A 13,203-nucleotide genomic window follows, 5' to 3' on the forward strand; every position below is an offset into this window, starting at 1 on the left:
TCAGCCTTCATCGAATATTCATATTCTTTACATGATAAATTTATGAAAATTATTTTCTTGTCTTTTCACGGGTTTAATTCTCATAATGGCATTAGCAAGAAAAAACTCGCACAGATAAAAGGTTTAAAAGAGTGCGGGTGCAGCGTGGTGAACTGTTACTACACAGTGAACCCTGAGAATGGGGATCGTCTGTGGATGGCAGACGACAAAGTATTGGCGAATCTTGGATCGGGCATTTGGGCAAAAATTAGAAAAAGGATTGATTATGCCACCATCATAAATTACATCAAAAAACAACAGATTGAGTTGGTATATATGAGGTCTGAACACAATGCCAGTCCATTCCTGATTCGATTTGTCAAACAGATGAACACCGTGGGTGTGAAAACGGTAATGGAGATTCCCACCTACCCGTACGATCAGGAGTACAGTACTTTCGAAAGCAAATGTTTTCTTTTCATTGATAGAGTGTCCAGAAAGCGTCTTGCCAAAAAACTTCATGCAATTATCACCTTTTCGAACCAGAAGGAGATTTTCGGTCAACGCACCATCCAGATATCCAATGGAATTGACTTTTCATCCTTACGTTTGAAACGTAATTCCCACAATCCGGGAGAACTGCATTTGTTGGGTGTAGCAGAGATACACTTTTGGCACGGATTTGACAGAATAATTACTGGACTTGCGAATTATTATCAAAGGATTGAGAAACCTTATAAAGTATATTTCCATATTGTTGGAGCATTTTTCGGTATCAGAGAACGGGATGAGATATTAAACCTTATTTCTGATCATCATTTAGAAAATTACGTAATTTTACATGGTCCTCAATATGGACCTGAATTAGATGAGTTATTTGATCTTGCGAATCTTGGGATAGGGAGTCTTGGACGACATAGAAGTGGAATCACATTTATTAAAACGCTTAAAAACAGGGAATATGCAGCCAGAGGTATTCCCTTTATTTATTCTGAGATGGATTCTGATTTTGATCAAATGGAATATGTATACAAAATTCCGGCAAATGATTCGCCAATCGATATTAAGCAGATTATGCAATTTTACCAGCAGTTAATGATCTCAGCTAAAGACATTCGTGAGTCAGTATGTCATCTCTCATGGAGGAAACAGATGCAAAACGTAATTGATGCTTTGTAAAAGAGATATAATTAATGTTTCGCTTTCTTACGATATTGAGACAGATAAAGCCATTTCCCATCTGTCTGGTTCGCTTCAACATCTTTTTCAAGTTCAATAAGTGACAAAAGGGAGGGACATTGGCAAGACATTCGCGTGTGCCTCTCCCAAAATTTTTGGAGAGGAATGGGAGAGGAATTGGAAAGGTGTGGGAGGGGCACAAGCCCAGTCCTTGTTGTGTACCCCTTCAGCCTTACAGACTTGGAGATTAAATTAATTTGGTATACTTTTGGAAAGATATACCGATATACTATTATGGTGAGGTGAACAATGTTTTTTATATTGAATTTTCACATGCGATATCTGAAAAAATAATAGGCAAAATATATGACTGATTCAATGATTAGAATAATTGTTATCACTTCGTTATTCCTTATACATGTTTCGTGTATAGATAAGGATGTTTATGAGGGTGATAAAGATAATATCATCTTTGAATATGACAATTATCAATATCCCTATCATCATGAGGCGCAAAATGTTGTTGCAGAGATCACGTTCATTCTTGACAATGCACCGGAAGCGGAAGAGATAAAGACTAAGATTCCCCACCTCAAGTACAACAAATCGTGGCTCTTCATGCTTACACAGGATGATTGCAGCTATTCTGCCTACAGCACAACATGGGCAGCAATCAATGGAAAGCCTCTCTCCAAGAGCTATTATTACAATTCGAGGCAACTTGCCGCGGGGGATTTGCCACCGGATGCTTTTGAACTCGGCAGTACACTAGGGAGCACCGACGGAACTGGAAATGAGGTTCGGTTTGCGTTCACAACTACTCTTTTTCCTGACACTGTTGATATGGATGTAATTAGGGAAGCAAAAAAGAGAAGTGCAGCTGATTTAGGACGTTTTGGCCCATATAGATTTTTGACCTGGGAAAATCTAACAGAGATGTTGGCCTATGATACCGGTATTGCATTTCATGATACGAATACGAAGTCGGTTAATGATTCAGATTCACTTGTGAAGCACTTTGAGATAGATCAGCTGATTACACTGGAAAAACTGGATGGCAGAGGGATGAAAGTGCTCGCTGAGCCGAATGGGAATTACAATTATTTGTTAGCCGGGAAAAAATATCGTTCTATTCGTATCATGACCGCACAAAACACAAAGTCAGGTGGACCTGTTGTCAAGCGTCACTTTCCGTTTAAAATCGATTCAGATCTGGAGAAGGAAGTTCTGCAAAGAACTTCTTATGACAATATATTCGGCATCCCTGACTGGATTGAATATGAACTAAAGAACAATAAAGAGGAGAGGGAAGCTATCCATGTGGTGCTGCATAGTACGGATGTTACATTTGTTCAGTTTCTCCTTTGGCTAAACAACAAATACGGTAAGAAAGGAGATGATTCCGTTTGGTTTCCCTCATTGGAGGAGTATTATGAATACAACTACTACAGGGTGAACAGCAGTATTGATCATGAGATCAATGGGGATACTTTGAAATTACGGATATCTTTGCCTTCTGAACAATATTTCTACTATCCCTCCGTGACGGTTAACCTGAACGGGGTCACCTACGACCAAATCAAAGATGTCCTATCGAACGATGCCGTGACCGGTCTCTCCTACGCTCCCTATGAAGGAGGTGTGATGTTGAACATCGATTGTCGCCGTTTCCTATTTAAACATGCTGAGCACTTTGTGGAGAAGTATCTTAACTATAGAACTGAATCGAATAGAATTGATGCCCTCTATTTCGTTGAAAAGCTGAAAAAGTCACCGGAAAAAGATGAGTTGGGAATGAGAATACCCGGATATAGTAAATAAACCAAAGCATGCCCTGGTACAGTAAATATCTGACAGTTTTTGAGAAACCATTTGACGATGCTCCGGCAGCGTTAGTGGAAGAGGTGAAGGGAAAACTGCAACAAATGCAGCATGAGAATCCCATCGCCTCAGTAGTGGTGATCGCCCACAATGAGGAGACAAGGTTACTGAGCTGCTTATGGTCGCTCAGTGAAAACATCTGCCCCTACCAGGTGGAAATCATCGGTGTAGACAACAATTCAGCCGACCGCACCGGGGAGGTTTTTCAAGTATCTGGTGTTCCATGCTATTTTGAGGAGAGAAAAGGTCCAGGTTTTGCGCGTGAATGTGGACAGAATCATGTTCGTGGTAAATATTACATCTGCATCGATTCTGATACAATGTATCCACCACGATACATTGAAACCATTATCAGTGAACTGGAGAAGCCGGGTGTCGTCGGTGTCTCTTCCCTCTGGAGTTTTATCCCGGATAAGGATCATTCCAAATGGGGGTTAAAGTTTTACGAAGCTGTAAGAGATCTTTACATTCGTGCGCTTTTCATCAAACGACCCGAAAGGGGGGTGCGGGGCATGGTGTTTGCATATGAAACAGAGTATGGCAGAAAGGTGAGTTACAGGGTGGAACTGAAAAGAGGCGAAGATGGGTCGATGGCCCTAGGCTTGAAGAAATATGGTATGATAAAGTTGATCACCTCGCGCAAAGCACGTGCCGTTACTGCCAGCAATACCCTCAACGCAGACGGATCGTTGTTCAACAGTTTTAAAGTGAGAGTCATAAAAGGGTTGAAGAACATTAACTTCTTTTTCACCCGCCAAACGAAGCCACCCAGAGATGAGGAGTCGAACCTGATTAAAGATTGATCGCTATGTTAGAACCTGCCGAAATTGACAATTCCGATTTCCTGCATGCCCTCCTCGAGGGAAACAGGGGTGAGTGCTCAAAAATTGTGCATGCACACCTGAACAATCAGATGACGGTGCATGATCTCTATCAGAAGGTGATCGTTGCATGTGTGGAGTATGTCAAACCTGACCTGCTGGCCATCTCCCTGAGCATCTACTCGAATATACCGGTTTTTGAAAAAATGATTCAGAAAATTAGAGAACAAAAGCCGAATTTACCTATCTTAGTGGGTGGACAGGCATTCAGGAGAGGGGGACAGGATGTGATTGCCAGATATCCCAACGCGAAATACCTGCCTGACCTGAACATTGTTGATATATACATCAAACATTTTCAACTGAATGGATAATAGCCTGCATTGATATGAAATTTGAAAATGATCCCTCCCCCTTGTCTGAGTGGATTCCTGAGATTGGTGATGCGCTGCTGAAAAGCAAGTCGTTCTACATCGCCCTTTTCTCCACAAAGAGGGAACTGCTTTACTGCAACAAAGCATTCAGTTCGTTGCTGAAGGATGATCCCTGTGGATCGTTCCTCAACCCCTCTCTCGATGATATCCTGGCGATGGACGTTTCTTCAAGCATGGTGTTCAATGGTTATCTCACCTTCGGTGATTACCAATCGGAGAATTACTCTATCGTTGCTCAGGTTTTCAGGAAAAATAATAAACTGCTGGTGTTCGGAGGGAACGGCCGGTGAGAAAGGAACCGGACTCGGGTTGTTGCTCTGCAAAGAGTTTGTGGAGAAGCATGGTGGCTGGATATGGGTGGACAGCGAACCGGGCAAGGGGAGCAGCTTCCGCTTTGCACTGCCTCTGAAAGAAGTGACCGTGACGTGAAACTGTATGACATTGTAAGGAGATATGATCTTGGACACGATACTAACCTCTCTCTTTTGGTGCGCTCTTTTCCTGGTATTTTATACCTATATCGGATATGGTGTCATTCTCTGGCTGCTGGTATGGATCAGAGAGCATTTCCGTCCCCGTCCCCGGCTTGCGTTGCCCCATGAGTTGCCGGAAGTGACCCTTTTTATCACTGCCTACAACGAGGAGGAGATGGTTGAGGAGAAGATGGTGAACTGCCGCGAGATTGACTATCCCACGGAGAAGCTGAAAATTTTCTGGGTGACCGATGGCTCTACCGACACTACCAATGAGAAGCTCAATGCTTATCCGGAGGTGACGCTCTCCTTTCATCCCGACAGAAGAGGTAAGACCGCCGCAATTAACCGGGGGATGGCTTTCGTGGAAACACCCATCGTGGTCTTTACCGATGCCAACACGCTCATCAACCGGGAAGCGGTGAAGGAGATCGTGAAGGCGTTTTCGGATCCGCAAACAGGATGTGTGGCGGGTGAAAAGCGAATCGCCGTCAAGGAGATGGATACCGCTTCGTCGGGTGGGGAAGGGGCCTACTGGAGGTATGAATCGCTGTTGAAGGAGCTTGATTCACGTTTATACTCGGCTGTGGGGGCTGCCGGAGAGCTCTTCGCCATCCGTACCCGGCTCTTCAGGGAGCTGCCGGACGATACACTCCTGGATGATTTCGTGCTGTCGCTGCAGATCGCACACGAAGGCCATCGCATCCATTATTGTAAAGAGGCTTATGCCCTGGAAACTGCCTCTCTCAACATGCAGGAGGAGGAGAAAAGAAAGGTCCGTATTGCAGCCGGTGGGCTGCAGTCTGTAGGAAGGCTTCTTGCGCTGCTCAACCCGTTTCGTCACGGGTGGCTCAGCTTCCAGTACACATCCCACCGGGTGCTGCGCTGGACCGTTACGCCTGTTGCACTCTTTCTGCTACTGCCACTGAATGGAGCCCTGATCCTCTTGCAAACTGAACCCGCGTGGTTGTATCAGCTCCTGGGCCTGCTGCAGCTCCTCTTTTACCTCTGCGCCCTGGTGGGATCATACCTGGCACATCATGCCATCAGGAATAAAATATTGTTTATCCCATACTATTTCCTTTTCATGAATCTCAACGTCTTTAAAGGTATGGCTTATCTGAGAAGGTTCGAAGGAAATGCCGCCTGGGAAAAAGCCAGGAGAAGCAAATAAATTCATCTGAAATGAAAACACAAGGTCTATTGCACGATAAGGGTCAAGCTGTCCGTTTGCTGGAAATGATGACCGATACCCTTCTGTTGGTGAAGAACGACGGCACCTGCGTTGATATGATTGTCAAAACGGCGAACAACCCTTATGTCAACGAGGAGGGAACGCTGCTGGGCAGGAATATTTTTGATTGCTTCCCGCACGAAACCCTCAAGGAACTAAAGCCGGCCATCGAGCACGTTGCCCGCACCGGTGAGGTCTCCAATGCCAACTACGACCTTCCCGCTCCGGAGAAGATGTTCTATTTCAAGTGTATCATCCAGAAGTATGACGAGGAGCATCTGCTGCTGCAATACCGCGATATCACTCAGCGCAGCCAGATGAAACTGAGATTGCAACTGGCCAATGAACGTTTAGAGGAAACCGGCCGGGCAGCAAAGATTGGATACTGGAGCTACAACCAATCCACCGGATTGCTTTACTACGAAGGGTATGTAGGCATATCCCTTGAAACCAGTGAGGAAGTGGTTATTCCACTGTCTGAATACATGGAACATGTGTACCACGAAGACAGGGAAAGGATCGAGAATAATTTGACCAATCCCCGCAGTGATGTGGATATGTACGACTATAGGGTTGTAGAGGATAAGATCTATTATGTACGCTCAAAGATAATTAACAGGTATCATAATCGAAAGGGTGAGCTGATAGTTGATGGCTACACACAGAACATTGATGACATCGTATCCAACTGGGATCGTTTGAAAATGATTACCCTGGCGGTCAACAATACCAACGAGAGCATCTTCGCAGCCAAGCTGGATGGTACACTCATTTTTGCCAATCAGTTGTGCCGATTGATGAATCATATTCCTGAATCTGTTGATATAAGCAACTTGAAAGCCTATGACGTACTGGATGACTTCAAGGAGGAAAATAAATGGAGTCTGTTTCTGAAATCCTTGCGCGCAAATGACAATTCACTGAAGTTTATCTGTAACCACCACTATCCCGATTATGACGTGATCAGTACTGAATGTTCGGCCTTTATCATCCGTAACGATTACGGGGAAGACATTATCTGGAACCTTGGGCGTGACATCTCGGAACATGTGCGTTATGAGAATAAGCTCAGGGAGGCGAAAGAGAAAGCAGAGGAGTCGGATCGTCTGAAATCAGCTTTTCTCTCCAACATGAGCCACGAGATAAGGACTCCACTCAATGCGATTGTTGGTTTTTCAGCCCTTATGGCAGATGTTGAGAAACGGGAGGATCGGCTCAAGTTTCACAAGATCATAGAGTCGAACAACAAACGCCTGCTGTTGCTGATCAACGAGGTGCTTGATCTCTCGCGCATCGAATCGGGAACGCTTGTCTTCAACTTCTCTGCGGTAAGCATGCACGATCTCTGTAAGGAGATATTCGCCACCTATCAGCTCTATGGCGGTAATGCCACGCTCCTCCTGGAGATGCCTGAAGAGGATATTTCTATCCGTACCGATAGAAATAGGCTTACACAGGTGCTTTCGAACCTGATCGACAATGCGCTGAAGTTCACCACGAAAGGGAGCATCGCCATCGGATACCGTTTGTTATCTGAGTGGGTGGAGCTCTATGTGAACGATACCGGTATCGGCATTCCCGAAGATAAACTGGAAAAGGTGTTTGAACGATTTGTGAAAGTGGACAGCTTTGCACAGGGTACCGGACTCGGTCTTTCCATCTGCAGGACCATCCTGGAACGACTGGGCGGTGACATCTCGGTCACCTCCCAATTGGGAGTCGGTACGCAGTTTACCTGCCGGATACCGCTGCTGCCTGTAGACTCTGATGAGGATCCTTTTGAACGGATTGCCCAAAGAAGTTCATTGTCGGGAAATCGCAATATGGAGAAAAGCACCATTCTCGTGGCAGAAGATAACCAGGATAACTTTGAATTGATACAGGCAATGATTGGCAACGATTACGAACTGATTCATGCAAAGGATGGCGACCATGCAATACGATTGTTCCAGACGAGAAAGCCGGAACTGATCCTGATGGATATCAAGATGCCCGTCATGAGCGGTCTGGAGGCTATTCGCGCCATTCGCACAGAATCGCCTTTCTACCCGCCCATCATCGCCGTGAGCGCCTATGCCTTTGATACGGATAAAAACGAGTTGATGGAGAACGGTTGCAAGGATTTTCTGACAAAGCCCCTGGACAGGGACCTGCTGCTGGCTACCATTCAGAAATATATTTGAGGAAGAGCATCACCGTGAGTGGAGTGGGTGATGGGAAACCAACCCTCTCTCCCTGCTGTTACTTTTCTGGTGAGATTGGAAGTGCGAACCCAAAAGTAGAACCCTCGTTCTCTTTGGAATGGAAAAAGAGACGACCGTTGTTGAGTTTCACAAAGTTGTGCACCAGAAGCAATCCCAGACCGGATCCCGATTCATGTTCCGTGCCAAAGGTGGTGTACTGGGTACCAACATCCAGCAGTTTGCATTGATCTTCCTCGCTGATGCCACAGCCATGGTCGGTCACTTTGTAAATAACCTCTCCGTTTTCTGTTTCCAGGACAACGTCGATGACACTATCGCGATAGCTGTACTTGATGGCATTGCTGATCAGGTTCCGCATCACAGTCTTGATCATGTCGATGTCTACCTCAACCTCGCTCTTTGCTTCTACAGTTGAGTGGTATCGAATGGTGATGTTCTTGTTTGCTGCAAGTACCGACGCCGTTTCAACCTCGGCCTCGGTCAGCTCGGCCAGGTTAAAAGGTTGTTTGATGGCTTTCAGTTTGCCCAACTGTGCTTTGGTCCACTTCAGCAAATTATCGAGCAACCTGAAAAGCTGCTCTGACACCTCGTTTGCATTCTGTATCGATTCCAGGATCTCCGGTCGGATATCCTGCTCCTCCTTCATCTGGATGGAGAGAACATTGAGGATCATCTTGATGGTTGACATAGGCATGCGCAGGTCGTGCGCGATCACTGAATAGAGGGCATCCCTTCCGGCGATGGTCTGCTCCAGCTCCTCTTTCTGCTGCTCAATGGTACGCTTGGCTTCCAGCAATGTCAACTGGTGACGTACCCTTGCCAGCAATTCCTCCTTGTTGAACGGTTTGGTGATGTAATCATCGGCCCCCAGCTGGAATCCTTTCACGATATCGTTGGTCGAATTCAGTGCGGTTAAAAATATGATTGGTATATCCGCGTGCTCAGGTTGCTCTTTCAACTGCTTTGCCAAGGTGAAGCCATCGGTGCCGGGCATCAGCACATCCAACAAAATCAAATCAGGTTTTTCGTTTTCGATAAGTGTAACAGCTTCTTCCGCGCTCTGTGCTGTTGACACCGTTAAACCCGACTGCTCCAGCATCATTTGCAACAACAGCGTATTGGTCGGGATATCATCGACAGCCAGGATTTTATATTTTGAAAAATCAACAATCATATCGTATTGATCAGATTTTGGTTGATGACCAATTAATCTTTTTATTTAAATATTCCTTAAGGTATGGGGATAGTACAATCACCCCCAAAGTTAAACATTTTAACCATCTCATTTGTTTTTTACATTCTCTTCTTTTCAGCAGGAGCTTTGATTTTTGATTTTTTATGAAATTTAGCGCTGCGAATAGGCGATCTGGCGGGCTATAACAGCTGTTCATGGGTGGTTCTGTCTTGCGGATTGTCCATATTTTTGTTTATATTTGTGGAAAGAAGCTATTTTAATCATCACCTTAACGAATAAATGGGGAAACTCGTTCTCTTTAAGTTTCTGGAGTTTGTATTGGGACTCTTGAGCCTGATTCCTGCCCTGATGGCAGTGGTGGGTAGTTATGTCTCACATTTTCATCCAACGCGCTATCCGGCCATCCATTGGCTGGGGATATTGTTGCCGCTGGTTTTGCTGCTCAATGCCCTGATCATGCTTTTTTGGATTTGGAAGAGGAGTCCCTGGATGATAGTTCCCATTGCGGCACTGCTCATCAGTATCCCCTATATCAGCTCTGTTTTCAACTGGCCTCTGCGTAAACAGGCGCTGCCGAAAAATGCAGTGACTGTTGCAACTTATAACATTCACAACCAGATTGGGGAGAATGTTTACATGGATACCCAACAATTTGCAGCCTTTCTGGAAAATGAAAAGGTGGATATTATCTGTCTGCAGGAGTTTCCGGTTGCTGGTGCGGGAAAGGATGGGCTGATCCTGGATCTCACAAAATCGATGCCCTATTATCGGATATTGTCACGTCGTCACGGAGCCCTTAACGTTGCCATATTTAGTCGCTATCCCATCCTTGAAACACAGCCGGTGGCTTTTGAGGATGAGACCGATAACTTCTCCATGTGGGTTGACCTGGATATGGAGGGAGTGAGGGTGCGCCTTTTTAACAACCATCTGCAAACCACCAATATAAACCAATATAGGGCGCCTCTTACACCGAATATTGGGCACACGATTGCACAATTGAAGAAACTGAAACAGGTGGTCGAGGAAAATGGCAGCATTCGGACACGACAGGCTGATGTCATCAGAAAACTGCTGGATGAAAGTCCCTATCCGTTGATTGTATGTGGTGACTTCAATGCAACTCCTTCCTCTTATACCTACAGAACCATTAAGGGCCGATTGAGAGACAGTTTTCGGGATGCGGGCAAAGGTTATGGCTACAGCTATCGCTACCTGAAGAAGTTATACCGGATCGATTACATCTTTTACGCTCCCGAAAACTTCAGGGCCATACGCTATTACTCGCCAGAGCTGGAGTACAGTGACCACAAACCGGTGGTGGTGACGTTCGATTTTTCGCCGAAAGATTAAGAAAGTGGATTTACATTTGCCTCGATGGTTTCTTTCTTTAGTTTCTTTCTGAAAAAACTGATCATCCTGGTCAGTCCCTCATCGAGCCGTATCGCCGGCTCCCAGTCGAGCATCTCCCGGGCAAGTGTGATGTCGGGACGCCGCTGTTTCGGGTCATCAACCGGCAGGGGCATGTATACCAGTTTTGAGGATGCTCCGGACAAAGTGATGATTCGTTCTGCCAGCTCCCGGATGGTGAACTCTCTGGGATTGCCAATGTTGACCGGTCCGGTAAAAGCCTCGTCTGTCTTCATCATCTTCAGAAGCCCCTCTATCAGATCGTCGATGTACTGAAAGCTGCGGGTCTGGCTGCCATCACCGTAGATGGTGATGTCCTGGTCCTGCAGCGCCTGCAGGATGAAGTTGGAGATCACCCGCCCATCATCGGGCAGCATGCCGGGGCCGTAGGTGTTGAAGATGCGGACAATCTTGATGCGCACCTTCTCCTGACGGTGGTAATCCATGAAAAGGGTCTCAGCGCATCGCTTTCCTTCATCGTAGCAGGAGCGGGGACCCACGGTGTTCACATTTCCCCAGTACTGTTCCGGTTGCGGATGCACCAGCGGATCGCCATAGATCTCGCTGGTGGAGGCAAGCAGGATCCTGGCACCATGCTTCTTGGCCATGCCCAATACATTGTAGGAGCCCATGACCGAGATTTTCATCGTTTTGATCGGATCATGCTGGTAGTGTACCGGGGAGGCCGGACAGGCCAGGTGGTAAATCTCATCCACAGGTTCAATGGGGTAGGGGTATATGATGTCATGCTCTATCAGGTCAAAAAACTTGTGCTCCAATAAATGAGAAATGTTCTCTTTTCGTCCCGTGAGAAAATTATCCAGACAGATTACACTGTTTCCTTCCCTCAGGAGTCTTTCGCATAAGTGAGACCCAATAAAACCGGCACCTCCGGTAACCAATATCCTCTTCATCTTTTCATAGTTTCTGGATGATTCACAAAAGTATACAATTATTTAAACATATTTAATATTCTGTCGATTTATTTCCAAAAATGAGCGAATATTATACAATTAAGGGACAATCTGATTTGTTTAAAAAAAATTATTCACAATACTATAACAAAAAAAAATACCCATAGTTCTGATGATTCTACAACGATCTCACACAACGAAGAAGTCAATATCGCTGATTACGCTCTTACATACAGGATGTTATTGCATCCTTATTTATGCAGACAAGATGGTATAATAATGGAGTTTGTATGATCAAAAAGACGCCCAAAATAAAATAAAAACAATAAAAAGTAAATAAATGTGTTTGTAATAAAACAAAATGATTATATTTGCAGCGTGAATATTACATTATGTCTAATTAAATTGTTTTTAGGTTATGAAAATGAAAATCATTGTTGCGATCACGTTGCTTTGTGCAACCTGGAGCCTCCCCGCGCAGGAGGCTGAATCGAAATGGACTGCCGGAACTGATCTGGTAAGTTCGTATGTATGGAGGGGGCTCTACCTGTCGAATGCGGCAGTACAGCCCTCACTTGTTTTTGAATCGGGTGGGTTTTCCGCCGGTGCCTGGGGCTCTGCCTCCTTCGACGGTGTGCTTGAGGCTGATCTTTTTATTGGTTACACCTTCGGTTTTGGATTATCACTGGGGGTAACTGACTATTATTTCCCCTCCATAGAAGGGGGTAATGACTACTTTGATGTCACGAAGGCTACGGGTGCCCATATCTTCGAGCTGAATGGAGGTTATGAGGTGGGTGGACTGAGCCTCTCCGCCAATTATGTACTGAATGAGGCGGGTGGTGCCGCATCGGCTGGCGGTGACAAGTACTTCGAAGTGGCATATGCCTTCGGGAATGTTGCTCTTTTTGCGGGTGGCGGCGATGGGTTGCAGTCGCTCAGCGGTGATTTCGCACTCACCAATATCGGCATCAGCGCGACCAAAGAGCTGGAGATCACCCCTTCTTTCACACTCCCTCTCACCTGCAGTGCCATCCTTAACCCTGACAGGGAGAAATTCTACCTGGTGGCGGCACTCACCTTCTAGTTACACCATTTCAAAAAAAGAAACAAGATGAACATGAAGAAAATTGAAGCGATCATTCGTAAATCGCAACTCGATGAGGTGGTGGAAGCCCTTCACGAGATAGGCATCGACTTCCTCACCTACTGGGAGGTCACCGGAGTCGGTAACGAACGCTCCAGCTCCATCTACCGTTCAACGGTCTATGAAACACGTCTCATTGAGCGGATACACATCTCATTTGTGTGCCGTGAGATTTATGTCGACACCTCCTGCCAGGCCATCATCAATGCTGCCCGAACAGGTGAGATGGGTGACGGTAAGATATTTATCTCACCAGTGGAGGATTCCGTCCGTATCAGAACAGGTGAAACCGGCCCCGAATCATTGTACATCAAAGAATAATAAAACGAACG

12 protein-coding genes are annotated in these 13,203 nt (G+C 45.7%); 10 read left to right on the forward strand and 2 right to left on the reverse strand.

What is annotated here, in order from left to right; all coding sequences use genetic code 11:
• Window positions 1-42: 42 nt before the first annotated feature.
• From JS578_07370 to JS578_07400, 7 genes are all read left to right on the forward strand, one after another.
• Window positions 43-1,158 (forward strand): glycosyltransferase family 1 protein, encoded by a 1,116-nt coding sequence (locus JS578_07370; GenBank protein QRX62719.1) that lies wholly within the window; start codon window positions 43-45, stop codon window positions 1,156-1,158.
• A gap of 366 nt (window positions 1,159-1,524) precedes the next feature.
• Window positions 1,525-2,979 (forward strand): hypothetical protein, encoded by a 1,455-nt coding sequence (locus JS578_07375; GenBank protein QRX62720.1) that lies wholly within the window; start codon window positions 1,525-1,527, stop codon window positions 2,977-2,979.
• Between the two features lie 8 nt (window positions 2,980-2,987).
• Window positions 2,988-3,842 carry a glycosyltransferase family 2 protein gene (locus JS578_07380; protein ID QRX62721.1) on the forward strand — a complete coding sequence of 285 codons (855 nt, stop codon included), beginning with the start codon at window positions 2,988-2,990 and terminating at the stop codon, window positions 3,840-3,842.
• 5 nt (window positions 3,843-3,847) lie between these two features.
• Complete coding sequence (locus tag JS578_07385) at window positions 3,848-4,234, forward strand: cobalamin-dependent protein (GenBank protein QRX62722.1); 387 nt, start codon at window positions 3,848-3,850, stop codon at window positions 4,232-4,234.
• Between the two features lie 165 nt (window positions 4,235-4,399).
• Window positions 4,400-4,723 (forward strand): hypothetical protein, encoded by a 324-nt coding sequence (locus JS578_07390; GenBank protein ID QRX62723.1) that lies wholly within the window; start codon window positions 4,400-4,402, stop codon window positions 4,721-4,723.
• A gap of 24 nt (window positions 4,724-4,747) precedes the next feature.
• A complete protein-coding gene (locus JS578_07395) occupies window positions 4,748-5,941 on the forward strand; it encodes a glycosyltransferase family 2 protein (GenBank protein QRX62724.1) in 1,194 nt (397 codons plus the stop codon).
• Between the two features lie 11 nt (window positions 5,942-5,952).
• Window positions 5,953-8,184 (forward strand): hybrid sensor histidine kinase/response regulator, encoded by a 2,232-nt coding sequence (locus JS578_07400; GenBank protein QRX62725.1) that lies wholly within the window; start codon window positions 5,953-5,955, stop codon window positions 8,182-8,184.
• Between the two features lie 58 nt (window positions 8,185-8,242).
• On the opposite strand, the gene JS578_07405 is transcribed toward JS578_07400, so the two are convergent.
• Window positions 8,243-9,379: a hybrid sensor histidine kinase/response regulator gene (locus JS578_07405; protein QRX62726.1), complete on the reverse strand. Its 1,137-nt coding sequence runs from the start codon at window positions 9,377-9,379 to the stop codon at window positions 8,243-8,245.
• 300 nt (window positions 9,380-9,679) lie between these two features.
• Here JS578_07405 and JS578_07410 point away from each other — a divergent pair, with 300 nt between their 5' ends.
• A complete protein-coding gene (locus JS578_07410; GenBank protein ID QRX62727.1) occupies window positions 9,680-10,753 on the forward strand; it encodes an endonuclease/exonuclease/phosphatase family protein in 1,074 nt (357 codons plus the stop codon).
• Here the strand turns inward: JS578_07410 and JS578_07415 are convergent.
• Complete coding sequence (locus JS578_07415; protein QRX62728.1) at window positions 10,750-11,724, reverse strand: SDR family oxidoreductase; 975 nt, start codon at window positions 11,722-11,724, stop codon at window positions 10,750-10,752. The genes JS578_07410 and JS578_07415 overlap by 4 nt on opposite strands.
• A 418-nt stretch (window positions 11,725-12,142) precedes the next feature.
• Between JS578_07415 and JS578_07420 the strand changes: the two genes are divergently transcribed.
• Both JS578_07420 and JS578_07425 read left to right on the forward strand, forming a co-directional pair.
• Complete coding sequence (locus JS578_07420; GenBank protein ID QRX62729.1) at window positions 12,143-12,811, forward strand: hypothetical protein; 669 nt, start codon at window positions 12,143-12,145, stop codon at window positions 12,809-12,811.
• A gap of 33 nt (window positions 12,812-12,844) precedes the next feature.
• Entirely contained in the window at window positions 12,845-13,192 is a 348-nt protein-coding gene (locus JS578_07425) for a P-II family nitrogen regulator (GenBank protein QRX64959.1), read from the forward strand.
• Window positions 13,193-13,203: the final 11 nt, after the last annotated feature.

It is taken from the genome of Dysgonomonadaceae bacterium zrk40, assembly GCA_016916535.1.
In the GTDB taxonomy this organism is placed as follows: Bacteria; Bacteroidota; Bacteroidia; order Bacteroidales; family Dysgonomonadaceae; genus Proteiniphilum.

Bases quoted from the DNA above. Each gene is read 5' to 3' on its own strand.
- JS578_07420 (QRX62729.1), top strand. From the start codon at position 12,143: ATGAAAATGAAAATCATTGTTGCGATCACGTTGCTTTGTGCAACCTGG.
- JS578_07390 (QRX62723.1), top strand. From the start codon at position 4,400: ATGATCCCTGTGGATCGTTCCTCAACCCCTCTCTCGATGATATCCTGG.
- JS578_07370 (QRX62719.1), top strand. From the start codon at position 43: ATGAAAATTATTTTCTTGTCTTTTCACGGGTTTAATTCTCATAATGGC.
- JS578_07400 (QRX62725.1), top strand. From the start codon at position 5,953: ATGAAAACACAAGGTCTATTGCACGATAAGGGTCAAGCTGTCCGTTTG.
- JS578_07405 (QRX62726.1), bottom strand. From the start codon at position 9,379: ATGATTGTTGATTTTTCAAAATATAAAATCCTGGCTGTCGATGATATC.
- JS578_07410 (QRX62727.1), top strand. From the start codon at position 9,680: ATGGGGAAACTCGTTCTCTTTAAGTTTCTGGAGTTTGTATTGGGACTC.
- JS578_07415 (QRX62728.1), bottom strand. From the start codon at position 11,724: ATGAAGAGGATATTGGTTACCGGAGGTGCCGGTTTTATTGGGTCTCAC.
- JS578_07380 (QRX62721.1), top strand. From the start codon at position 2,988: ATGCCCTGGTACAGTAAATATCTGACAGTTTTTGAGAAACCATTTGAC.
- JS578_07385 (QRX62722.1), top strand. From the start codon at position 3,848: ATGTTAGAACCTGCCGAAATTGACAATTCCGATTTCCTGCATGCCCTC.
- JS578_07395 (QRX62724.1), top strand. From the start codon at position 4,748: ATGATCTTGGACACGATACTAACCTCTCTCTTTTGGTGCGCTCTTTTC.
- JS578_07425 (QRX64959.1), top strand. From the start codon at position 12,845: ATGAAGAAAATTGAAGCGATCATTCGTAAATCGCAACTCGATGAGGTG.
- JS578_07375 (QRX62720.1), top strand. From the start codon at position 1,525: ATGACTGATTCAATGATTAGAATAATTGTTATCACTTCGTTATTCCTT.